Annotated in this window: 22 protein-coding genes; all 22 read left to right on the top strand. The window is 30.7% G+C overall.

Annotation, left to right across the window (positions count from 1 at the left end; translation table 11 throughout):
• Positions 1-7 precede the first annotated feature (7 nt).
• The 22 genes from BD821_RS09625 to BD821_RS09520 all read left to right on the top strand — a co-directional run bounded on the left by BD821_RS09625 (position 8) and on the right by BD821_RS09520 (position 24821).
• On the top strand, positions 8-736 hold the full coding sequence (locus BD821_RS09625; RefSeq protein ID WP_242971487.1) for a sensor histidine kinase: 729 nt from the start codon (positions 8-10) through the stop codon (positions 734-736).
• A gap of 89 nt (positions 737-825) precedes the next feature.
• The gene (locus BD821_RS09620; RefSeq protein WP_104410295.1) at positions 826-2613 is read left to right on the top strand and encodes an ABC transporter ATP-binding protein; all 1788 of its coding nucleotides are present in this window, start codon (positions 826-828) and stop codon (positions 2611-2613) included.
• Positions 2610-4460 (top strand): ABC transporter ATP-binding protein, encoded by a 1851-nt coding sequence (locus BD821_RS09615; RefSeq protein WP_104410294.1) that lies wholly within the window; start codon positions 2610-2612, stop codon positions 4458-4460. The genes BD821_RS09620 and BD821_RS09615 overlap by 4 nt, the downstream gene beginning before the upstream one ends.
• 165 nt (positions 4461-4625) lie before the next feature.
• Positions 4626-5372, top strand: a complete 747-nt coding sequence (locus BD821_RS09610; protein ID WP_104410293.1) for an alpha/beta family hydrolase — start codon at positions 4626-4628, stop codon at positions 5370-5372.
• A 609-nt stretch (positions 5373-5981) separates the two neighbouring features.
• The gene (abc-f, locus tag BD821_RS09605) at positions 5982-7874 is read left to right on the top strand and encodes a ribosomal protection-like ABC-F family protein (protein ID WP_104410292.1); all 1893 of its coding nucleotides are present in this window, start codon (positions 5982-5984) and stop codon (positions 7872-7874) included.
• A gap of 85 nt (positions 7875-7959) precedes the next feature.
• Positions 7960-8640 (top strand): response regulator transcription factor, encoded by a 681-nt coding sequence (locus tag BD821_RS09600; RefSeq protein WP_029452596.1) that lies wholly within the window; start codon positions 7960-7962, stop codon positions 8638-8640.
• On the top strand, positions 8631-9647 hold the full coding sequence (locus BD821_RS09595; protein WP_104410291.1) for a sensor histidine kinase: 1017 nt from the start codon (positions 8631-8633) through the stop codon (positions 9645-9647). Before BD821_RS09600 ends, BD821_RS09595 begins: the two co-directional genes overlap by 10 nt.
• A 112-nt stretch (positions 9648-9759) precedes the next feature.
• A complete protein-coding gene (locus BD821_RS09590) occupies positions 9760-10530 on the top strand; it encodes an ABC transporter ATP-binding protein (protein ID WP_104410290.1) in 771 nt (256 codons plus the stop codon).
• Positions 10520-12511 carry an ABC transporter permease gene (locus BD821_RS09585; protein ID WP_104410289.1) on the top strand — a complete coding sequence of 664 codons (1992 nt, stop codon included), beginning with the start codon at positions 10520-10522 and terminating at the stop codon, positions 12509-12511. Before BD821_RS09590 ends, BD821_RS09585 begins: the two co-directional genes overlap by 11 nt.
• Before the next feature lie 201 nt (positions 12512-12712).
• A complete protein-coding gene (locus tag BD821_RS09580) occupies positions 12713-13855 on the top strand; it encodes a 1-propanol dehydrogenase PduQ (protein ID WP_104410288.1) in 1143 nt (380 codons plus the stop codon).
• 146 nt (positions 13856-14001) lie between these two features.
• Positions 14002-14832, top strand: a complete 831-nt coding sequence (locus BD821_RS09575) for a MerR family transcriptional regulator (protein WP_104410287.1) — start codon at positions 14002-14004, stop codon at positions 14830-14832.
• 504 nt (positions 14833-15336) lie between these two features.
• Positions 15337-16431: a hypothetical protein gene (locus tag BD821_RS09570; RefSeq protein WP_104410286.1), complete on the top strand. Its 1095-nt coding sequence runs from the start codon at positions 15337-15339 to the stop codon at positions 16429-16431.
• A gap of 4 nt (positions 16432-16435) precedes the next feature.
• Positions 16436-16702 carry a hypothetical protein gene (locus BD821_RS09565; protein ID WP_104410285.1) on the top strand — a complete coding sequence of 89 codons (267 nt, stop codon included), beginning with the start codon at positions 16436-16438 and terminating at the stop codon, positions 16700-16702.
• Between the two features lie 113 nt (positions 16703-16815).
• On the top strand, positions 16816-17112 hold the full coding sequence (locus BD821_RS09560; RefSeq protein ID WP_029452604.1) for a BMC domain-containing protein: 297 nt from the start codon (positions 16816-16818) through the stop codon (positions 17110-17112).
• Between the two features lie 22 nt (positions 17113-17134).
• Positions 17135-17443, top strand: coding sequence for a BMC domain-containing protein (locus tag BD821_RS09555; protein WP_104410284.1), 309 nt, complete (start codon positions 17135-17137; stop codon positions 17441-17443).
• 42 nt (positions 17444-17485) lie between these two features.
• Positions 17486-18967, top strand: a complete 1482-nt coding sequence (locus tag BD821_RS09550; protein ID WP_104410283.1) for an aldehyde dehydrogenase family protein — start codon at positions 17486-17488, stop codon at positions 18965-18967.
• Positions 18968-19009: 42 nt separating this feature from the next.
• Positions 19010-21559, top strand: coding sequence for a choline trimethylamine-lyase (gene cutC, locus BD821_RS09545; protein ID WP_104410282.1), 2550 nt, complete (start codon positions 19010-19012; stop codon positions 21557-21559).
• 118 nt (positions 21560-21677) lie between these two features.
• The gene (gene cutD, locus BD821_RS09540) at positions 21678-22631 is read left to right on the top strand and encodes a choline TMA-lyase-activating enzyme (RefSeq protein WP_104410281.1); all 954 of its coding nucleotides are present in this window, start codon (positions 21678-21680) and stop codon (positions 22629-22631) included.
• A gap of 53 nt (positions 22632-22684) precedes the next feature.
• Positions 22685-23413, top strand: coding sequence for a cobalamin adenosyltransferase (locus BD821_RS09535; RefSeq protein WP_104410280.1), 729 nt, complete (start codon positions 22685-22687; stop codon positions 23411-23413).
• Positions 23395-24240: an ethanolamine utilization protein EutJ gene (gene eutJ, locus BD821_RS09530; RefSeq protein WP_104410304.1), complete on the top strand. Its 846-nt coding sequence runs from the start codon at positions 23395-23397 to the stop codon at positions 24238-24240. Before BD821_RS09535 ends, eutJ begins: the two co-directional genes overlap by 19 nt.
• Positions 24241-24258: 18 nt before the next feature.
• Positions 24259-24561: a BMC domain-containing protein gene (locus BD821_RS09525; protein ID WP_029452611.1), complete on the top strand. Its 303-nt coding sequence runs from the start codon at positions 24259-24261 to the stop codon at positions 24559-24561.
• On the top strand, positions 24558-24821 hold the full coding sequence (locus BD821_RS09520; RefSeq protein WP_104410279.1) for a EutN/CcmL family microcompartment protein: 264 nt from the start codon (positions 24558-24560) through the stop codon (positions 24819-24821). The genes BD821_RS09525 and BD821_RS09520 overlap by 4 nt, the downstream gene beginning before the upstream one ends.
• The last annotated feature ends 63 nt before the right edge of the window (positions 24822-24884 follow it).

The following is a 24884-nucleotide window of genomic DNA, read 5'->3' as shown; positions in this document are numbered from 1 at the left end:
TTTGTCTATGATTTTTGTTGAAGCTTCTAATAGTCTTTTAATTGCTATAGTTATGATGGTTATAGCCTTTGATCAATATGCATCTTCAAAGGAAAGTGAAAGTTATAGAAATATGGAGCTTTTCCAAAGAAAATTGCTTTCTCATCAGTATGCGGAAATAAAGGATATTTACATGAATATGAGGGGTTGGAGACATGATTATCATAATCATCTGCAAACCATGAAGGCTTATTTATCAATGAATGAACTTAAGGAGTTGGATGAGTATCTTTTTAAAGTTGAGAAGGATTTAGATGCAGTAGATAACTTGGTAAAGTCGGGAAATGTCATGATGGATGCAATTTTAAATAGTAAAATAAGTATTATGAAACGTCATAACATAGAGGTAGATTTTAAGGCTGTTTTACCAGAGGATTTGAAGATAAATGATGTGGACTTATGTGTAATGGTTAGTAATCTTCTTGAAAATGCTATTGAGGCTTGCGTTCAAGTGCCAGTAGAAGGGCGCTTTATTAGAATTTATGCAGATGTTTATGGATCACAATTTTATATGTCCATACAAAATAGTTCTAAGGAAAACTTAGACTTTAATGCAAGAAACTATATTTCAAATAAACGTGGTGAGCATGGTTTTGGAATGAAAAGGGTTCAGCTTTTAGTTGATAAATATAATGGGTTTCTTAATTTGCAAAATGAACCTGGGATATTTGCAAGTGAGATTACCATACCATTTTAATATGTACAATTCACGTAGAAAAACTGACAATCCACGTCAGCTTTTTTTATATAAATTAAAAGATGATACTATTATATTGAGGTGATTTTATGGGTACTAAAATTAAAAACACGAAGTTTTGTTTAAATAGGTGGAGAAAAGAAGAAGGTGTACTAGGTCCTATTTATGCCATGTTATATATAGTACTTAAAACATTGAATTGTATTTTTGTGATTTTTTTAACTAGTAATGCTATTTTTATATTAGAAGAGAAGGGAGATCCTTTAAAGGCGCTTTTTATTATAATGGTCATGGTAAGTAGTTATGCACTTTCATGTACCTTTGAAAACTATTGTTACCAAAAGTTAAATGCTAGCTTATTTTTATATAGAATACTTGAAATGCCACATCTTTTTCTTAAATTCTTGAAATTGCCTTATGAATATATTGAAAGTAGTAAGGGAAAAAAGGATTTTGAAAAGGCCTATGAAGCCATTGGGGTAGGTAATGAAATTGGGGTTGAGGAGGTTACTCGAAGCCTATTAAATTTAGTAGTGGATTTATGTTCTTTAATAATATTTGCACTTGTATCTGCTAGACTACATCCGCTTATTATGATAGTGCTAATTGTAACGGGATCTTTTAGAGTGATTAAAGATGTGAAAAATAGAAAATGGATTTTAAATCATCAAGATGAGAAAAATTCTCTTGTTTATGAAATTTATTATTTATACAGAAAGTGCTTGGATAATAAGATAGGCAAGGATGTAAGAATTTATAAAATGCAAAAATGGTTTTCTGATAAATTTAGCTTTTTACGTGATAAAATCATGTTTTATAATAATAAAAGAGAAATCAATAATTTTAAGGCTCAAGGAATTGGACTTTTATCAGGGCTATTTAGAGATGTTATTTGCTATGGCTACTTAGTGTATAGGGTTACAAAGGGTTTATCCATAAGTGATTTTGTTTTATATCTTGGGATAATTGGGGGGTTAAATATATGGATTAAGAATATATTTCAGCATTATGCTAGCTTTACAGAAAATATTATTATTGTAGATAATTTAAGGACATTCCTTTTAGGAGAGGAAATTGGAGAAGGTAAATATGAATTAACAATACCAAAGTCTAAAAACTACACTTATGCTTTTGAAAATGTTAGTTTTTCTTATGAGGGGGGTATCCCTTTATTTGAAAATTTAAACTTAACCATTGAGGGTGGCGAAAAAATAGCTCTTGTAGGTGCAAATGGAGCTGGAAAAACCACTTTAGTCAAACTTATGAGTGGGCTTTATAAGCCAAAGTCAGGAAGAATACTTATTAATGGTGTGGATATTTCAAAAGTTAATCCAACGGAAGTATTGAAACTTACTGGTATTGTGTTTCAGGACATCAAGGTGTTTCCAGAGAGCATTGTGCAAAATATATCTTGTAAATTAGAAAAAGATAGTGATGAAGCATTAATAAATAAGAGCTTAAAAGGTGCCAGTTTCTATGAAACAGTACAAAATTTAGTTTCAAAAGAAAAAACTATTCTAACTAAGAACCTAGATGAAAATGGTGTGGAGTTTTCCGGTGGACAGTATCAAAAATTAATGCTGGCAAGGGCCCTTTATAAAAATGCTGAGGTTTTAATTTTAGATGAGCCAACAGCTGCATTAGATCCTTTAGCGGAAGCAGATATGTATTTAAAATATAATGAATTTACAAAGGGAAAGACCTCACTTTTTATTTCACATAGATTAAGTTCTACACAATTTTGTGATAGAGTTATTTTTCTTGAAAAAGGTAAGATAAAGCAGGATGGTAGCCATGAAAAGCTAGTTAGGGAAGAGGGACCATATAGAGAAATGTTTTTAGCTCAAGCCCATTATTATCAGGAGGAAGTAATATGAAGATAGGTAAATTGCATAAAGATGCCTTTAAAATAATGAAGAGATTTCACTCCTTAGATCATTCTATGGGGCCCCTTATTATAGTAAGTGCTTTTGTAGCAGGTTTAGTTCCATTTATATCCATAGCATTTAGTGCTCCTATATTAAATGAGCTTATAAATAAACAATACAAAGTTGCATTTAAATACTCAATAATAATGGCGGTTATGACTTGTGTTTTTGGAATTTTATCTGAGTACCTTAATAAATTGGTTAATGCACGATCAACAGCTCTTTCTATGAAAATTGAAAGTATGATTCATGAAAAACCCTTAAAGCTTGATTATGCAAGTGTTGAAGATGGTAATGTTATAAAAGATTTCACAAGTGCTTTTATGGCACTAAGATATAAGGGTAATTATGCAACTCTTTTAAAAGATTATGCAAAGCTTTTGAAAAATATTATTTCTTTTATATTTGCCCTAACCTTAACTTTGAAATTATGTATTAGTGATGGAAAATCTAATTATACATGGCTAAATACTATTACGACTCCTTTGTTTTCTATTATGTTTATTTTAATAATAATTGTTTTAATAAGTGGTGTCATGGGGAAAGTTGTAAAGTGGGCACAAAATAAAATAAGCGAATTATTCGAAGTGAAACTGGATAGTGAGAAGAGATTTGCTTATTTGGCTAGAATGATTAGGGATGAGGATATGGTTAAAATGGTCCAATCCTATGATGCAGAAGATTTAGTGGCTGATACTTTTAACAAAACAAGTAAATTAATAAGAAAGAATTATAAAAGGGAATGTACATTTTGGAATATCAGCTCTGTTGTACAGGCTTTTTCAAGTGCACTTATTACTGTGTTATCTTATGGAGTGGTTACTTTGAAGGTATTAGCAAATGCTATAAGTCTTTCGAGCTTTTTAAAATATAGCCAGGCAATTATTAAAATGAATGAAGCTATTCTTAATATGGTTTCGGTTAATGAAGATATTTCGGAAATAATGGTATACATGAATAAGCTGATGGAGTTTTTAGATTTAGAAAATAAATTTGAAACAGGATCAATTCCTATTGAAAAGAGAAGTGATCATGAATATAAGTTTTGTTTTGAACATGTATGGTTTAAGTATCAATGTAAGAATGATTATGTATTAAAGGATGTTTCTTGTGAGTTAAATCTTCATGAAAAGGTTGGTCTTATAGGACCAAATGGGGCAGGCAAAAGTACATTTATAAAGCTCTTATGTAGACTTTATGAACCTACAAAGGGAAGGATAACATTAAATGGAGTGGACATAAGAAAATATAATTATGAGGAATATTTATCATTATTTTCAGTGGTGTTTCAAGACTTTGGATTATTTTCTTTTAGTTTAGGAGAAAATGTAGCAAGCTCCATAGATTATGACCAAAATAAAGTAAAACGTTGTTTAAATAAAAGTGGTTTAAATCATTTTGAGGATAAGATTTATGAAAATATTAATGAAGTTACAATGATAAGTGCAATTGGAAGCAGTGGCAAAAGTGAAAAGTTTAGCGGTGGAGAAAAGCAAAAAATAGCAATTGCAAGAGCACTTTACAAGGATGCCGCATTAGTAATTTTAGATGAACCAACAGCAGCTCTTGACCCCTTAAGTGAATATGATATATATCAAAGATTTGACTCCTTAGTAGGTGATAAAACTTGTGTTTATATATCACATAGAATGAGTAGTTGTAGATTTTGCTCTGATATTATTGTACTTGACATGGGAGAAATTGTTGAACGTGGTAATCATGAGAGCTTATTAAAAGAGGGTAAGTTATACAGTGAAATGTGGAATGCTCAAGCTAAATATTATACTGCGAACTAAAAGGGGCCTCCGAAGCCCAAAAAATTATTGACTCTTTTAGCTTAGAGTCCGATTGCATGAAATCATCAATATCCCTTAAGCATCTAGTATCCCAGGGTCCCAGTAAATTACAAGGTACAAGCATTTTATATTAAAAATTAGTACAAATATAAAAGGAGATATAACATGAAACAAAAAAGATCTTTTAAATTTAAAGTTTTTAGAGGTATTGCTATTTTTCTAATAATAATGGTTTCAACATTTTTTGTATATGTAAGTTCATATTATAAGTCTAGTTCTTTAGCTTTGGATGCTTTGAAATCTGATTCTTTGGTTACGGTAGAGGAAAATGGAGATATTTTATTTAAACCAATATATAATAATAAGAACATAGGATTTATTTTTTATCCAGGGGCAAAGGTAGAAGCTTCAGCATATGCACCTATAGCAAAGGAAATAGCATCAAAGGGATATACGGTTGTTATTGCTAAAATGAGCTTTAATTTAGCTATATTATCTCCTAATAAGGCAGAAAATATAGTAAGTAAGCATAAAGACATTAATAGCTGGGTTATAGGAGGACATTCTTTAGGTGGAGTTATGGCAGCAGATTATGCACTTAAGAATAATAAAATAAAAGGGCTAGTATTTTTAGCATCATATCCTAAAGATAAAAAAGATTTTACTAGTAACCAAATTAAGGTTTTGTCCTTATGGGGGAGCAATGATAAAGTAGCGAACTTGAATAAAATAAAAGAAGCCAAAAACGTTATGCCATCTGACTCAGAATTTATTGAAATAGAAGGTGGAAATCATAGTGGATTTGGAGATTATGGATATCAAAAAGGAGATGGAGATGCCTTTATAACAAATAAAGAGCAAATGAGTGATACATCAAAGTCTATTCTAAACCTTTTAGATAATTTAAACTAAGGTTAGTATCTATTAGCTATTTTATATTACCATATTTACTTATATTACTTTATATGGTACAATAACCAAAGAATATATTAAGGAGGAATGTAAGTTATGAGACCAGCTAATTGCTAAATAAAATATTAATTTTACCTAAAAATTAATAACCTGTTCTATTAGAGTATCACTTTCACATATATGTGGAAGGTGTATTTGTTGCACTCTTTTATGGAATTAGCAATTTAGAAGATAACTTACGTTACTAAAATATTTATATTTAATAAGATGAAAAGGTTTAATGATTTATATAGTGGTAGTATAGTGTTTTGAGGGTTAATATGATATTAGCGTTAATTTAGTTAATATTAAGTTTAACTTAAAGTAAGTACTAACTTTATGGATACCTACTTAAAATCTTTAATAATTTATAATTTTATCTTAATTAAATAGAGTGATTTTGTGTTTTAGACTGTAAGAGGAGAAATCTTCTTATGGTCTTTTTATTTTACTAAAAATACTTTTTTATCAAGTTATAGTAATAAGCATTCTAATTTGCTTTGACAATAATAGAGTTTGGCGAAAAAGGTAAAGAATAAAAAAAGTAAAGAAGGAAAAGAGGAATTTATTATGATGGAATTATCTTTTAATAATTTAAAGAAGTATCTAGATGCCACTCTAGTGCTTGAAAATATAAGTTTTAATGTTTATGATACTGAAAGAGTTGGTATAGTTGGTGTAAATGGAAGTGGGAAAACTACCATATTAAAAATAATAGCAGGGGTAGAAAAGATTACTAGGGATGATAAAGGATTTATTTCTATACCTAGAGGAAAGTCTATTGGTTATCTTGAGCAAGTTCATAACTATGATGATAATCTTAAGGTAAGGGAAATTTTGAATTTGGCCTTTAGTGACCTTGAAGTTATGGAAGAAAAGATGAAGCTTATGGAAGAGGAAATGAAGCACTTAGAGGGAGAAAGATTAGAGACAACTCTTAAAAGATACAGTGATATTCAGCAAAGCTATGAGGTTAAGGGGGGCTATGAAAGGGAAGAAAAGTTAAGTAAGGTATGTACCGGCCTTAATTTTTCGGAAAGCTTTTTGAGTAAAGATTTTAATATATTAAGTGGAGGCGAAAAGACCACTGTGGTACTTGGGAGAATTCTACTTGAAAGCCCAGATATATTACTCTTAGATGAACCTACAAATCATTTAGATATGCAGGCTACAGAGTGGCTTGAGGGTTATTTAAAGAGTTACAAAGGCATGGTTATTATAGTATCTCACGATAGGTATTTTTTAGATAATGTAGTAACAAAAATTATAGAAATAGAAGATGGGGAATGTGAAACCTATAAAGGAAACTATTCAGAATTTGTAAGGCAAAAGGACGAAAATATGCTTATACAATTTCATCAATTTAAAGAGCAGCAAAAACAAATATCTGCTATGGAAAAGACCATAAAGGATCTAAGAGATTGGGCTCAAAGAGCAGATAATAACAAATTCTTCAAAAGGGCAGCTAGTATGCAAAAAAAGCTAGATAAAATGCAAAAGATTAAAAAGCCTAAATTTGATAAGCAAAATATTAAGCTGGATTTTAACACAGTAGAAAGATCTGGAAATCAAGTTGTAATTGCAAATAATTTAAGTAAGAGCTATGAGGAAAAGCAGCTATTTAAGGATACAAACTTACTAATTAATTTTAAAGACAGAGCAGCACTAATAGGAGCAAACGGAAGTGGAAAAACTACCTTTTTAAAAATGCTACTAGGGGAAGAAGCTACAGATGAAGGTAATGTTAGAATTGGAGAAAGCGTTAAGGTGGCATACTTACCTCAGAATATAACCTTTAAGGATGAAGAATTAACCGTAGTTGACTCTTTTAGAGAAGACTTTATGATACTAGAAGGTAAGGCTAGAGAGTATTTATCAAAGTTTATGTTCTTTGGAAGTGATGTGTTTAAAAAAGTTAATAAACTATCAGGTGGAGAGAGGGTTAGACTTAAATTAAGCAAACTCTTATATGAAGAAATAAATTTATTAATACTAGATGAGCCTACTAACCATCTAGATATAGATTCTATTGAAGCGTTAGAAGAGTCATTAGAATGTTTTGAAGGCACCATACTTTTTATATCCCATGATAGATATTTTATAAATAAAATGAGTAGCAGAATAATAGAAATTCATAATAAAACCTTTAATAACTATCAAGGTAATTATGATAATTATAAAGAAGAAAAGGATAAGCTTAAGGTAGAGGTTGTAGAAGAGAAAAAAGAAAGGAAAGAAAAGATTAAAGTAGTAAAAAAAGTAGATGATGGACCAAAGGTAGATAAAAAGATAGCTAAGATTGAAGATGAAATATCAGTTTTAGAGGAGAAGATAAAAGAAATAGATGAAAAAATGAACTCTTTAAAAGATAGCTATAGTGAATTAAATGAGCTTTATACTGAGAAAGAAGAACTAGAAAGTAAGCTATATGATGTAATGGAAAAGTGGGAAGCTCTTGTATAAGCTATGTTGTTATATAAAATTTTACTATATACTTTAATAAGATGCAAAACAAGAAGATAATAGGTTTATTCATTAGGAGGATAATATGGACACAAAGAAAATTTTTATTATAGAAGATGAGGAAAAGATTAGGAAGGAACTAAGTACATTTTTAAATAGATATGGATATGAAACTAGTTATTCTCTAAATTTTGAAAATATAGTAGAAGAGGTTATGAAAGAAAAATATCATTTAATTTTATTAGATATTAATCTTCCTTACTATGATGGTTATTATATTTGTAGGGAAATTAGGAGAAGAAGTTCTGTGCCAATAATAGTGGTAACAAGTAGGGATAGTGAATTAGATGAACTTATGAGTATGAATTTAGGAGCAGATGATTTTATAACAAAGCCTTATAATACTCAAATACTTTTAGCTAGAATATCTTCTATAATAAGAAGAACCTACAGTGATTCCGATTCAGAGATATTGGAATACAAAGGACTTTTACACAACTTATCCATAAGTGAAGTGGAATATAATAATAAAAAAATAGAACTTAGCAAAAATGAAAGCAAAATATTATATGTTTTAATAAAAAATAAGGAAAAGATAGTATCTAGGAATGAAATAATAGAAGCTTTATGGCAATCAGATGAATTTGTTGATGATAATACATTAACAGTAAATATAAATAGATTAAGAAAAAAGCTAGAGGAAATAGGAGTAATAGACTATTTAAAAACTAAGAGAGGTCAAGGGTATATATTAATATGGAATTAATGGATTTCATTAAAGAAAGAATATTATTTATAATTATAAGTTTATCTATACTAATATTTAGTTCAATATTACTAGCTGCTCTAAGGGTAGACTCTTATGCTATTTTTTTTATTTTTATACTTAATTTCATTGGGGTATCCATATTTCATGTATATGATTATTTAAATAAAAGAAAATATTACAATGAGTTAATTACAAATTTAGATAGGTTAGATAAAAAATATTTAATTTCAGAGGTAGCAGATGAGGGGAATTTCCTAGATAGTAAGATTTTATATTACGTAATTAAAGAAGCTACTAAAGCTATGAACGATGAAATTGCTTCTTTAAAAATAAATAATAATGAATATAGAGAATATATAGAACTATGGGTTCACGAGGTAAAGACTCCCATATCTAGCTGTAAGCTACTTATAGAAAATAATAAATCAGAGATTACAAAAAGCATAGATGAAGAAATAGATAAAGTTGAAAATTATATAGAACAAGCACTTTTTTATACTAGAAGTAATGCTTTAGAAAAGGACTATATAATAAAAGAATTAAACTTAAAAAACTCTATTAATAAAGTTATAAAAAGAAATGCTAATACATTAATAGAAAGAAGAATAAAAATTGAAGTAAAGGATTTAGAGGCAATTGTTTATTCAGATAGTAAGTGGATTGAATTTATTATAAATCAAATAATATCTAATTCCATTAAATATATGGGGAAGGGTGAAGGTACAATCAAGTTCTATACAAATAATATAGGAGAAAATATTATTTTAAACATTGAAGATACAGCCACTGGCATGAATGAGAAAGATGTAATTAAGGCTTTTGAAAAGGGGTATACTGGAGAAAAAGGACGTCAATTTGGGAAATCCACAGGCATAGGTTTATATCTATGCAAAAAATTAGCCATAAAACTTGGACTTGGAATAAGTTTAACTTCAGAAATTAATGTTGGAACTAAAGTATCCATAATATTTCCTATAAATAGAATGATGATTTTTGAAAAATAATTTTTAATATAGTTATATTACAAAAGTGTAAGTTTTCTGTTATGTTATTCTATGGCTTCAGGGCTTAATAAAGCTTACAATTATCCTAAAGACTTAGTAGGAGGAGGATAATATGGAAAAAGAAGTGTTAAGAGTAAGTAATATAGAGAAGTATTATGGAAGGAAAGGGAATATTACAAAAGCAATTGATAATATAAGCTTTTCCGTTGAAGAAGGAGAATTTGTTGGTGTGATGGGGGCTTCAGGTAGTGGAAAAACTACCCTTTTAAACTGTATATCAACAATAGATAAGGTAACTAGTGGACATATTCATATATCAGGAAATGATATTACAAAATTAAATTCAAAAAAGATATCAAAGTTTAGAAGAGAAGAACTAGGATTTATATTTCAGGATTTTAATCTTTTAGATACTCTAACAGCTTATGAAAATATAGCTTTAGCTTTAACTATATTAAAAGTTGATCACAAGGAAATAGATAAAAGGGTAAGAGACATAGCTAAAAAGTTAAATATAGAAGAGGTTTTAAATAAGTATCCATATGAAATGTCAGGTGGACAAAAGCAAAGAGTTGCATCTGCAAGAGCAATAATAACAAGCCCTTCATTAATATTAGCAGATGAGCCCACAGGAGCGTTAGACTCTAAGTCAGCTAAAATGCTTTTAGAAAGCTTAGAAGATTTGAATAAAAGTTTAAATGCCACAATTATGATGGTTACCCATGACGCATTTTCTGCTAGTTATGCCAGTCGTATTTTATTTATTAAAGATGGAAAGATATTTAATGAATTAATTCGTGGAAGTGACTCAAGAAAAGAATTCTTTAAGAAGATAATTGAAGTTATAACCCTTCTTGGAGGTGACCAAAATAATGTATTCTAAGCTAGCTTTTAGGAATTTAAAAAGAAGTTTCAAAGATTATACTATCTATTTTCTAACATTAGTATTTGGAGTATGTATATTTTACACATTTAATTCAATACAATCTCAAAGTATTATGATGGAATTAAATGAGGTTCAAGCAGTAGCTTTTGAACAAGTAGAATCTATAATGGGCTATGCATCTATATTTGTATCCTTTGTTTTAGGATTTTTGATTATATATGCAAATAATTATTTAATAAAAAGAAGAAAAAAAGAATTTGGAATATATATGACGCTAGGAATGGAAAAAGGAAGTTTATCTAAAATAATTTTTATAGAAACTTTATTAGTTGGGATAATATCTTTAGCTATAGGACTCGGTATAGGAGTGCTATTATCACAAGGATTATCAGTGCTAACAGCAAAAATGTTTGAAGTAAATCTTACTAAGTTTAAATTTGTTTTTTCTTCAAGTTCAATGATAAAAACTTTACTTTGTTTTGGTGGTATATATTTAATTGTACTATTGTTTAATTCAATAACTATAAGAAAAGTTAACCTTATTGATTTGTTAACATCATCAAGAAAAAATGAAAACATAAAGATAAGAAACATTTGGATTTCAGTAATAACATTTATTATAAGCTGCATTATCATTGGATATGCATACTATGTGATTTTAAATAGCGGAGTAGCTGAATTGGAGTTTAAAGTAAGTGGCTTAAGTATATTATTAGGTACAGTTGGGACCTTTTTATTTTTCTTTTCTTTATCAGGATTTTTATTAAAGCTTGCTCAAGCTAATAAAAAACATTATTTAAAAGGGCTAAATATGTTTGTATTAAGACAAATAAATAGTAAGATAAACACAGTATTTATATCTATGTCTTTTATATGCTTAATGCTATTTTTCGGAATTTGTATGTTTTCAGGGGGCCTTGGTACAAATAGCGCTATGAATGCAGATATAAAAGATTTAACCCAATATGATTTAACATGTTGGAATTTTAATGGAGCTAATATAGAAAAGGTATTAGAGGAAAATGGAGTAGATTTAAGCAAGTATTCTAATGAATATGTAAATTACACAAATTATAATAGTGGTTTTAAATATAATGATATTTTATCAGAGGAAGGAAAAGAAAAACTTAAAAGTTATTATCCCGTAAGCTCAAATCAGGCAGTTCAAGTTATAGGAATATCAAAATTTAATGAAATCATGAAGATGGCAAAGAAAGATACGATTAAATTGGACAGGGATGAATATGCAATCTTTACAGATATAAAAGATTCTATAAAGGTGTTTGATAAGATTTTAGATTCTAATAAGGAAATAAATATAGATGGATTTAAATTAAAACCAAGTGAAATTAATGTAATGGAAGTTGTTGCTTATGATTATATGATGAAACGTAATTTATGTACTATTATAGTTAATGATTCTGTTACAGAAGAGCTAACACCTGTAGGTTCTTTCTTAAACTTAAATTATAAAAAAGATAAAAAGGATATAGAAAAATTAATTAAAGATGAGTTGGACCCTTTAGTGGAAAAGGAAAAAGGCAGTTTGTATTATATTACAATAGATGAGTTAATGGCAGAATCATCAAGTTTTGGAGCAATAATATCTTATCTAGGTATTTATATTGGAGGAGTATTTTTAATAACTTCAGCAGCTATATTAGCACTTCAACAGCTATCTGAATCAACAGAAAATGTAGAAAGATATAACCTATTAAGAAAAATAGGGGTAGATGAAAATGAAATTAATAGATCTTTGTTAAGTCAAATAGCAATATACTTTATAATGCCATTATCCTTGGCATTGATACATTCCATGGTGGGACTAAAATTTTCCCGGAAAATAATAGGCCTAGTTGGGGGCAAAGGAGCAATGAGTAATGTATTAATTTCACTATTTGTATTAATCCTTATATATGGTGGATATTTTATAGCAACTTATTTTGGAGCAAAGAAAAATATAAGCCAAAGAATATAAGAGCTTCCTTGGAGGGACCAGAAAATTATACGGTGGAATGGATTTGTTTTCCTTAGGTCAATAGTTGTATTATTAAGATAATATTGATATAATATTAAACGTGATTTGATTGTTATAATTTTATATTGATTTTATTTTTAAATTATGGAATAACTAGGTTCATTTATATCTTAAATGCTTTGAAAGTAGGAGGATATGGATATGAAAGAATTTAGTATTAACACTAATGTCTATTTTGGAGAGGGTTCTTTAGATAGATTGAATGAAGTAAAAAATAAGAAGGTACTAATTGTATGTGATAAATTTATGGAAACTTCAGGCGTTGCATCTATGATACAAGGAAAACTTGTTGATTGTGAAACTTATATATATAGCGATATTGTGCCTGATCCATCTTTAGAGATTGTTGCAGCTGGTATCCAAAAGTTACAAAGCTCCGGCGCAGAAATACTTATAGCTTTAGGTGGAGGTTCAGCAATTGATGGAGCTAAAGCTATTAGAGAATATGCTAAAAAGGTTAGCGGAGGAGTTTCTTCTATAGAAGAATTTTATGCTATACCCACTACAAGTGGTACAGGGTCTGAGGTAACTGAATATGCAGTAATTACAAATAAACAAGAAGGATTAAAATGCGCTCTTGCAGATAAATCCCTTCTTCCAGACTTTGCTATACTAGATCCAGCCTTAGTAAAAACTGTTCCAAAAGGCATAACTGCTGACACAGGAATGGATGTAATTACACATGCTATAGAAGCTTATGTTTCAAATACAGCTACAGACTTTTCAGATGCCCTGGCAGAAAAGGCTGTAACTTTAGCTTTTAGATTTTTGCCAAGAGCTTACAACGATGGGAATGATATAGTAGCAAGAGAGAAACTTCATAATGCATCATGCCTTGCAGGTATGGCATTTAATGCAGCTGGACTTGGAATCACTCATAGTTTAGCTCATGCTGTAGGAGGAAAACTTCATATTTCTCACGGAAGAAGTAATGCAATGATATTACCTCATATAATTGAGTATAATGCCAATTTAAGTAAAGATACTTTAAAAGTTGAATATAATTTAGCAGCTAAAAAATATCAAAGGCTTGCAAAGTTATTAAATTTACGTGCACCTAACGTGTATATTGGAGTTAATAATTTAATTAGAGCTATTGTACAGCTTCAAACCGCTTTAATGATTCCAAAAACATTTAAGCAACAAGGAATTGACATGGAGTTAGTTAAAGCAGCAAGAGAAGAAATTGTTAATGCAGCTATAAATGATATTTGCACAACTGCAAATCCGAGAGAAACAACTAAAGAAGATTTATTAAAGATTTTAGATAAAATTATGGAATAAAGGTAACACATATAATTATTTAATGAAAACAGAGGCTTCAAGATGTAAAGTTGTAAATCTTGAAGCTATTTTCGAAATTTCAATAAGATTAACATGTAGCCCATATTTAAATGTGGATTTTAAATATCACAACAGGGAGGCCTAGTATGAGTAAAGAGTTTTATTCCATAGGAAAAGTTGGAGAAATGTGCAAACTTACAACAAAAGCTTTAAGGTATTACGACAAAATGGGTATATTGTCTCCAGATAAGGTGTGTGATGAAAGTGGCTACAGATATTACAGCAAGAAAAATTTATTATCTGTGCCAATTATAAAATATTATAAACAAAGTGGATTTAAACTTGAAGAAATGAGAGCATTCTTAGAAGGTACCACTTATGATTTTTTTGATAAAAGTTTTGGAAACAAAATTAATGAGTTAAATGAACTTGAAAAGGAAATAAATCTAAAAAAGAGGTCTGTTAAAGACTGGCATGATTTAATAGTTGAGGCACAGATGGTAATTAAAAATAATGCTTGTGATGTAGCTGTAAAGTATATAAATAGTAATACTTTAACCTTTTTAGAACAGGATTTTAAATACGATTATATGGATTCTATAATTAATATAGAATTTACTAATTACATAGATAGTATAGAAAATGCAATAACAGGTCCTGTAATTATACATTTCCCCTCCACTAAAGATAAACTCAAGGGAAAGTGTGATAAAGTTTGCATAATGCAACAAGCCATTTTGAAATGTAAGGAAGAGTTAAGTATAGACTTTGGTGGATGGATGGCAGTTACCTGTTATCATATAGGGTCACATGATAACATTAATGACACGTATATAAAAATGGAAGAGTGGGCAAAAGATCATGGATATATATGCAGTAAGGACGCTTATGAAAGATATGTAACAGATTATTGGACAACGAACAACATAGATAAATTTGTAACAGAGATTTTAATTAAAATTGAGAAAAAAAGTTAAACTTACAATAGTGAAAACGTTGACCCTAGGGTAGAGTATGCAAGAACTTTAAGAAATATTATGCAAAAATCATAATTGTTTTAGAAAAATATAGAATTTATAAGAGGATATAATTGAATTTTAATTATATCCTCTTTTTTGTTTTCTAAAAATTAAATCTATATTTACACAGGACACAAGTATTGGTATAAGAAGAGTTAGGCCTATTAAAGATATTTAAGGAAACTTGAAAAATGTATATTGAATTGTTAAAGGTTAAGATTTGTTTAAATATTTAGAGCTATATTCATTGACTTTGACCTGTAGGGAAGGGATTATAATTTATATTGTAGATATGAATTGAAAAGTTATTAACATAGTTTAGAAATGGAATGAAGAAATTATAACAATCACAAAGAAAAATTAATTATTGTAAGAAAAGGTTTTTAGTAAGGTAAGTTTGCATAGGGTATATATTTTATTAATTAATATATAAATTAATTTTATTGAAGGGAGTTTTATTTTATGGCTGAAGTTTCACAAACGGCAAATGCAAAAGCCGTTGTTGCAAGAAAGAATTTGCAAAGTAGTTTCTTTAAAAGGGGTATATCTCTAGCTTTGTTTTCAGGAGTTTCTTATGGATTATACACAGCGTTTTTAACAATGGGTATGACTAAAGGAGTTTGGGGGGACTGGTATGGTGCTAATACAAAAGGGTTGTCAGCATTTGTTGTAGTTTATTTAATTGCAGCACTTGGAAATGCAATTAATGATGTCTGTAGCGCTGTGTGGGCTCTTTCCTATGCTGGAGTTAAAGGAAAGTTTAAAGATTTTTTAAGGTGTATCAATACTCCTCCAGGACGTATTATGATTTTAGCCGCACTTATTGGTGGACCTATAGCTAGTACAGCTTATGTTATAGCTATACAGATGGCTGGTTCAATAGTTGTTCCAATATCGGCACTTTGCCCTGCAATAGCTGCTATATTAGGAAAAGTTTTATATAAGCAAGAATTAAATAAACGTATGGCAGTTGGAATCGTTATATGCGTAAGCGCAAGTTTCTTAATTGGTAGTACAGGATTTACAGGAGAGACTTCACCAAACTTACTTTTAGGTTTAGGAATAGCTGTTATTGCAGCTTTAGGATGGGGATTTGAAGGCTGTGTTGCTGGATATGGTACAGCTATGATTGATCCTGAAATCGGTATTTGTATTCGTCAAGTAACATCAGGCGTAGCAAATTTATTTATACTAGTTCCTGTTTTAGGAATGATGGCTGGCGGAGTAAATATTTCTACAAATCTTGCAATTCAAGCATTTACAAGCGGTCCTGCAATGATTTGGTTTGCCTTAAGCGGTCTTTTAACATTTTTAACATTTATGACATGGTATGCTGCAAACAGTATGTGTGGAGCTGGTCTTGGTACTGCATGTAACGGTACATATTCTTTCTTTGGACCATTGTTCTGCTTACTAGTATTAGGTGTATACGGTGGAATGGATGGATGGTCATTACCTCCAGTTGCTTGGATGGGAGCTGTAGTAATGATGTTTGGTATAGTTACAATATCTATGAATCCGCTTGATTTGTTTAGAAAAAAGAAAGAGGAGGTTTAAATAGATGAAACCACTTAATTATGCAATCTTAAAACACTTTACTAAAGTCGAAGAAGCTTGCGCTGATGATGTTATAGAAGCTTTAAAAGGTGACTATGGCGATTTTAAAGCACTAAAAAGAGATTCAGTAATTAATGCTCTAATGACAGCAGAAGCAAATGGACTTATAGAGGAAACAAGAATAGATTTAAACGAAAATGGACAATTAAGAGTTTATTATTATGCACATGAAGAGGGCGCCGCTACAATCAATAAATACATTAGAGATTAGTTTTACATCCTTTGCATTTAGTAGATTAAGACCTTTACTAGGATACTTATAAACAAAAGAATACATATAAACACAAATATACATGAGCTAAGATCATGAAGGAGGATTTATAAGTGAGATATTATGGAAATGAGGCCCTAGGTCTTGTAGAAACAATAGGATTAGTTCCTGCACTTCACGCTGCAGACCAAATGCTTAAAGCAGCTAATGTAGAATTAATCTCATATGAAAATATTGGATCAACTCTTGTAACAATTATGGTAAAAGGCGATGTAGGCGCAGTAAAATCTGCAGTAGAAGCAGGAGCTAAAGCAGCAGCATCAATTGGAACATTAACAGCACACAATGTTATGCCACGTCCTATAAGACAAGTTGGCGATATTGTTTCAGTACACGATATTGATTTATAGAATATAGGAGGAATGGATACAGATGGCAAGTTATGAAGCTTTAGGACTAGTTGAAACTTTTGGTTTAGTTTTTGCTCTAGAGGCAGCAGATGCGATGTGTAAAGCGTCAAATGTTGAACTTGAAGGATATGCAAACGTTGCATCAGGTTATATAACTGTATTAGTTCGTGGAGATGTTGGCGCCTGCAAAGCGGCAGTAGATGCCGGCATTGCAGCTGTTGAAGCTATGGAAGATGGAAATGTTTATAGTTCAATGGTTATCCCAAGACCACATCAAGATATTGAAAAGATAATAAAACGTTATGAACTTTCAAGTCTTGTAGCAGAATAAAAAATATAGTGTTTATAAGGAAAAGGAAAGGGAGAGAGCAGTATGAATATTATTGATAATGATTTACTCTCCATGCAAGAAGCGAGGATTCTTGTTGAAAATGCTCGTGAGGCCCAAAAAAGATTAGCAACATTCCCACAAGCAAAACTTGATGAGATAGTTGAATGTATGATTGAGGAAATTAAAAAACATTTAAATGAACTTGCAAAAATGTCTAATGAAGAAACCGAGTATGGAAGATGGGAAGATAAGTACATAAAAAACCATTTTGTATGTAAGGATCTAAAAAATAGGCTTAAAGGTATGAATTGTGTAGGGATTATAAGTGATGATAAAGAAAACATGACAAAGGATGTTGGAGTACCAATGGGTGTTATTATAGCCTTTTGTCCAGCAACAAGTCCAGTTTCTACAACAATATATAAAGCTTTAATTGCAATTAAATCAGGAAACGCAATCATATTTTCACCTCATCCAAGAGCTAAGAATACTACTTTTAAAACAATGGATATTCTAATAAGAGCTGCAAAGGAAGCTGGACTTCCAGAAGGTGCTCTTGCATATTTGCATACAGTTATGAAAAGTGGATCCTTAGAACTTATGAATCATAAAGATACTTCACTTATAATGAATACCGGTGTACCAGAAATGCTTGATGAAGCTTACAAATCTGGAAAGCCAGTAATCTATGGAGGTAATGGAAATGGCCCAGCATTTATAGAGCGTACAGCTGATATAAGTAATGCGGCTAAAGATATTATTGAAAGTAAGAGCTTTGATTACGGTGTTGTTTCTGCTGCAGAGCAGTCAATTGTTGTTGATAGCTGCATTGAAACAGAAGTAAAAAAGGAACTACAAAAAAATGGTGGGTACTTTATGACTAAAGAGGAAGCTGAAAGCTTAGGGAAATTATTCTTTTTTAGAGACGGAAGTCTTGACTTTGAGATGGTTGGTAAATCACCACAATTTTTAGCTAAAAGAGCTGGATTTAGTGTTACAGAAGATATTAGGATTCTTATTTCAGAGCAAAAGTTTGTTTCTAAAGTAAATCCTTACTCAAGAGAAAAGCTAAGTCCTGTATTAGCCTTTTACGTAGAAAATGATTGGATGCATGCTTGTGAAAAGTGTATAGAATTGTTACTAAGTGAGCGACATGGACATACATTAGTTATACATTCAAAGGATGAAGATGTTATTCAGCAATTTGCATTGAAGAAGCCAGTTGGTAGAGTACTTGTTAATACTCCAGGAACTTTTGGAAGTATGGGAGCTACTACAAATTTATTCCCTTCAATGACTCTAGGTAGCGGATCTGCAGGCAAGGGTATGACATCGGATAATGTTTCACCTATGAATTTAGTATATATACGTAAAATTGGTTATGGAGTTCGTAAAGTTGATGAATTTAAAAGATCAGTAGATGATACAAATAGAGTTATAGATACTAATGAAGACAAAGATAAAACAGAGGACTTTAAGATGTTAGAACGTATAATAAAAGAAGTTTTAAAAGAGTTAAAGTAGGATCTGTCTTAAGAACAAATTAAAGAATGTGAGGTAATTGAAATGGATATTAACGAATTTTCAAAAGAATTTTCAAGTAAGTTTATGGAAGCTACTAAGAACATGTCAGAAATAGAACGTGCTAGTATATTAGAAATGTTTAAAAAGGTTTCAAAAGATATGGTAGACGAAGAGCCAACTACTAAAGTAGTAGGTAAAAATAATGGTGAAATACCAGATGGAATAACAGAGCGTTTAGCTAAGCTAAAAGAAAACTACTTAAAGCATGTTCCATCAATAACAACTCACCGTGCAAGAGTTATAACTGAAATAACTAAGGAAAACCCAGGTATGCCTAAATCAATTATACGTGGTAAATCTTTTAGACGTTGTTGTGAAACTGCACCAATATTAATTCAAGATCATGAGCTTATAGTTGGAGCACCAAACGGAAGTCCACGTGCAGGATCATTTTCACCTGATATAGCTTGGAGATGGATGGTAGACGAAATAGATACAATAGGAACTCGTCCACAAGACCCATTTTATATTTCAAAAGAAGATAAGAAATTTATGCGTGAAGAGTTATTTCCATTTTGGCAAGGTAAATCAGTTGATGAGTACTGTGAAAGCCAGTATCGTGAAGCTGGAGTATGGGAACTTTCAGGAGAATCTTTTGTTTCGGACTGTTCATATCACGCAGTAAATGGTGGAGGAGACTCTAACCCAGGATATGACGTTATATTAATGAAAAAGGGTATGCTTGACATAGTAAGAGAAGCAGAAGAGAAGTTAGCAAATCTTAGTTATGATATACCAGAAGACATTGAGAAAATATACTTTTACAGATCATTAATTGATACTGCAGAGGGCGTTATGATATATGCTAAACGTATTTCAGAGCACGCAGCAGAGCTTGCAGCAAAAGAAACTAACCCAACTCGTAAAGCAGAACTTCTAAAGATTTCTGAAGTAAACGCTAGAGTACCAGCACATAAACCATCAACATTTTTTGAAGCAGTTCAATCAGTTTGGACTATAGAATCATTACTTGTAGTTGAAGAAAACCAAACTGGTATGTCTATAGGACGTGTTGACCAATACATGTATGAATTCTATAAAAATGATATTGAATCAGGACGTATGAATGATTTTGAAGCATTTGAATTAGCAGGTTGTATGCTTATAAAAATGTCTGAAATTATGTGGATAACAAGTGAAGGTGGATCTAAATTCTTCGCAGGTTACCAACCATTCGTTAACATGTGTATAGGCGGTGTTACTAGAGAAGGACGTGACGCTACAAATGATTTGACATATCTTTTAATGGATGCAGTTCGCCATGTTAAGATATATCAACCATCTTTAGCTTGTCGTATACACAAAGCATCACCACAAAAGTATCTTAAAAAGATAGTTCAAGTTATTCGTGCAGGTATGGGATTCCCAGCATGTCACTTTGATGATGTTCATATAAAAATGATGTTATCAAAGGGAGTTTCTATAGAAGATGCAAGAGATTATTGTTTAATGGGATGTGTTGAGCCTCAAAAGGCAGGAAGATTATATCAATGGACTTCTACAGGATACACTCAATGGCCAATATGTATAGAACTTGCTTTAAATAATGGTGTACCTCAATGGTATGGTAAGCCTGTATGTCCAGATGCTGGAGATATAAATCAGTTTAAAACTTATGAGCAATTTGAAACAGCTGTTAAAGAACAAATCCAATATATAACTAAATGGACAAGTGTTGCTACAGTAATTTCTCAACGTGTTCATAGAGATATTGCACCAAAACCACTTATGTCTATGATGTATGAAGGTTGTATGGAAAAAGGTAAGGGAGTAGAAGCTGGTGGAGCTATGTATAACTTCGGACCAGGAGTTATATGGAGTGGTCTAGCTACTTACACAGATTCTATGGCAGCTATAAAGAAATTAGTATTTGATGATAAGAAATACACACTACAAGAAATGAAGGATGCTTTAAATGCTGACTTTGTTGGATATGATAAATTAAGAAAAGATTGCTTAGAAGCACCTAAGTATGGTAACGATGATGACTATGCAGATCTTATTGCTGCTGATCTAGTTAACTTTACTGAAAGAGAACATCGTAAATATAAAACATTATATTCAGTTCTTAGTCATGGTACTTTATCAATCTCTAACAACACTCCATTTGGACAATTAACTGGAGCTACAGCAAATGGTCGTAGAGCATGGATGCCTCTATCAGATGGTATAAGTCCATCACAAGGAGCTGACTTTAAAGGACCTACTGCTATAATTAAGTCTGTTTCTAAAATGTCTTGTGAAGATATGAATATAGGAATGGTTCACAACTTTAAATTAATAGCTGGTCTTTTAGATACAAAAGAAGGAGAGCAAGGAATCATTACATTATTACGTAGTGCATGTGCCCTTCAACTTGGAGAAATTCAGTTTAACTACTTAGATAACAAAACTTTAATAGAAGCACAAAAACACCCTGAGCAATATCGTGACCTAATAGTTCGTGTTGCTGGATACAGCGCATTCTTTGTTGAGTTATGTAAAGATGTTCAAGATGAAATAATCAGTAGAACTGTAATTACACACTTTTAATCAAAGTTAATATAAACTTCAAAGCAATTAAGTTTTACAAAATCTATAATCTACATATTATATGTAGATTATAGATTCCATTTAAAATCAAAGTAAATGAAACTGGAGAATGAAGAATATGAGTAATGTAAATTTAGGTGTAATGGAACGAAAAGCAAGAATTTTTAACATTCAAAAGTATAATATGTATGATGGAGATGGCATAAGGACATTAATATTTTTCCAAGGATGTCCACTTCGTTGTAAATGGTGTGCAAATCCTGAAGGACTTATTAAACAGCATCGAGTTATGCTTAAAACTAATTTATGTGTTAATTGTGGTGACTGTGTTCCTGTTTGTCCAGTTGGAATACATAGCATCTCAAAGGAAACTCTAAAACATGAAGTTAATCGTGATATAGAGTGCATAGGGTGTGGAAAGTGTGAAGAAGCTTGTCTTAAATCAGCTTTAACAATAGTAGGAGAAACAAAAACTATATCAGAACTTCTAGAAATTATAGAAGAAGATAGAACATTTTATGAAATGTCTGGTGGTGGAGTTACACTAGGTGGTGGTGAAGTTTTAATGCAACCTGAGGCAGCTTGTAGTCTATTAATGGCATGTAAGCAAGAAGGTATAAATACTGCAATTGAAACTTGTGGTTATGCAAAACTAGAAGCAGTACTTAAAGTTGCAGAGTTTACAGACTTATTCTTATTTGATATTAAACATATAGATTCTGATACACACCTTAAATTAACAGGCGTTAGAAATGAACAGATTTTAGAAAATCTACAAGAACTTTTCCGTTTAAAATATAATGTAAAAATTCGTATGCCTTTACTAAAAGGTGTTAATGATTCAAAAGAAGACATTGAAAGAGCTATGGAATTTTTAAAACCATATAAAGATTATAAGAACTTTAAAGGAGTTGATTTACTTCCGTATCATAAGATGGGAGTAAACAAATACAATCAATTAAATGTGGAATATCCTATAAAGGATGATCCTAGTTTAAAGGATGAAGATTTAGATAGAATAGAAGGATGGATTTCAAAATACGATTTAAAAGTAGAAGTAATTCGTCATTAATGTTAATAGATAATATGGAAGTATTGATTTGAAAAAGGTAAGGAGTAAGGTCAATGATAAAATTTATTACCGAAGAATATTTAAGAGATATATATAAGAAGGAACATTTTGAGACCTACGAAATAGAGCAAGGGAAGCGACTTACACCAGGAGCGGCTCAATACTTATCTGATAAGAGAATAAAAATAAATAATAATGCTTCAAATATAAAGAGGGATGGTTCTAAAAATAACAAGTTTCAAATCAAAGGAACAGAAAATAAACAAGATAAGATAGTAAAAGAAGAAATAGATATAGATTTTAAATTTAAAAAGAAACTTTGTTTAGAATTAAAAACTATAGAAGCTAAATTTCTTATTACTACTAGTGAAATATTAGAAGAAGATGTATTTTTAGCACAAAATATTATGAATTTAAGCAAAAGATTATCAAATATAAGAAAAGCTATAGAAAAAAAAGAAGATTTTGAAGATGTATATTTTAAAGATTGTACAGGAATGAATTCATTAAACTTTTCAAGTGAGCTTGATGACTGTTTTGAGATAACAGATTTTCATATGCAACTTAAAAATGGCAAGATAATTTTAAAAATGCATATACTTCGTTGCATTTTACAAGAGGTACAAGTTGAAATATTTGAAAGCTTTGAAAATGATAATACTGATGTAAAAAGTAAAATTGTGGAGAGAATTAATTTAATAATTAATTCATTATCTCAATTGATTTGTTCAGCAGTAGGAGGAAAAGAATGTCAAAGGGCAAAATGTCAAATCAAAGAATAAACTTTGAATATTGTGATGATTTAATTAAAAAATTCGAAGAAGTTATAAAAAAACCAATTACAAAAAAATCTTCTGTCTATTATACTGGTGTAGACTTAGGTACTGCATGTGTAGTTTTAGCAGTTTTAGATGAAAACTATAAACCTGTTGCTGGTGCATACAGATATGCTGATGTAGTTCGTGATGGTATGGTTGTTGATTATATTGGTGCAGTAAGACTTGTTAGAGAACTTAAAGAGGAAATAGAGGGGAAATTAAATACTGAGCTTATTTATGCAGCAGCAGCAATTCCACCTGGAACAGATACTTTAGATTCTGGAGCAATTAAAAATGTGGTTCAAGCAGCTGGATTTGAATTGACCTGTCTTTTAGATGAACCTACCGCTGCAAATGCTGTACTTAAGATTGAAAACGGCGCTGTTGTAGACATTGGTGGTGGAACAACTGGGATATCAATTTTAAAAGATGGAAAAGTTGTTCATGTTGTTGATGAAGCTACAGGGGGCACTCACTTTTCACTTGTTATATCAGGTGCATATAAAATTGATTTTTCAAAAGCAGATAAGTTTAAAAGAGATAATAAAAACCATAAAGAGATTTTACCGATACTAAAACCAGTAGTTGAAAAGGTAGCATCAATAATTACTAATAATATTAGGAATTATAGTGTAGATGAAATTTCTTTAGTAGGTGGTACTTGCTGCTTAACAGGAATTGAAGGAATTATAGAAAAAAGTACAGGGATATATACTCATAAACCTAAAAACCCTATGTTTGTTACACCACTTGGAATAGCGTTAAGTTGTACACAGGATATTATTGAATAATAAGGAGTGTGTTTAAAAGTGGATTTTAGAATTATAAAATCACCTTCCAATGGCACTAAAGAGATTCTTAGAAGACGAATGGGAGGAAATTGCAAAGCAAGTTTAGATAATGCTGATACAATAGGCCTCGTTCAAGGTAAACTTATTGATATGATTTATGTTGCAGATATTGCTGAAAAAGCTGTTGGTGTTGATGTGGAAGATATTAGGGGTACATGTCCTCAGCATATGGTTTTACTTGCTATTTTTGGTGACACCTCATCAGTTGAATCTGCATTAAATGAGATTGAACTTAAAATGGAACAAGGTAAATTAAAATGATAATAGCAAGAATTATTGATACAGTATGGGCTACTAGGAAATCAGAATCACTTAATGGACTTAGATTTATGCTAGCTGAGGATATCGGTGAAATAGGTGAAGGACATAGGTTTATTGTTGCTGACATTATGGGGGCAGGTATTGGAGATAGGGTTATTGTAAGTACTGGATCATCTGCACGTATGATGTTAGAAAAGGATAATATCCCAGTAGATGCAGTTGTAGTTGGGATAATTGACAATGATTGCACCTTAAGTTAAAACACAATTTCTTTTAGAAAAGTCATAGCACTTTAGGATTAATATAAAGACTAAAATTATCTG

Origin of the sequence: Clostridium algidicarnis DSM 15099, assembly GCF_002934235.1 — a bacterium.
GTDB lineage: Bacteria > Bacillota > Clostridia > Clostridiales > Clostridiaceae > Clostridium_L > Clostridium_L algidicarnis.
Note: the sequence above shows the minus strand (reverse complement) of the source record. Positions and strands in the feature narration are given on the sequence as shown.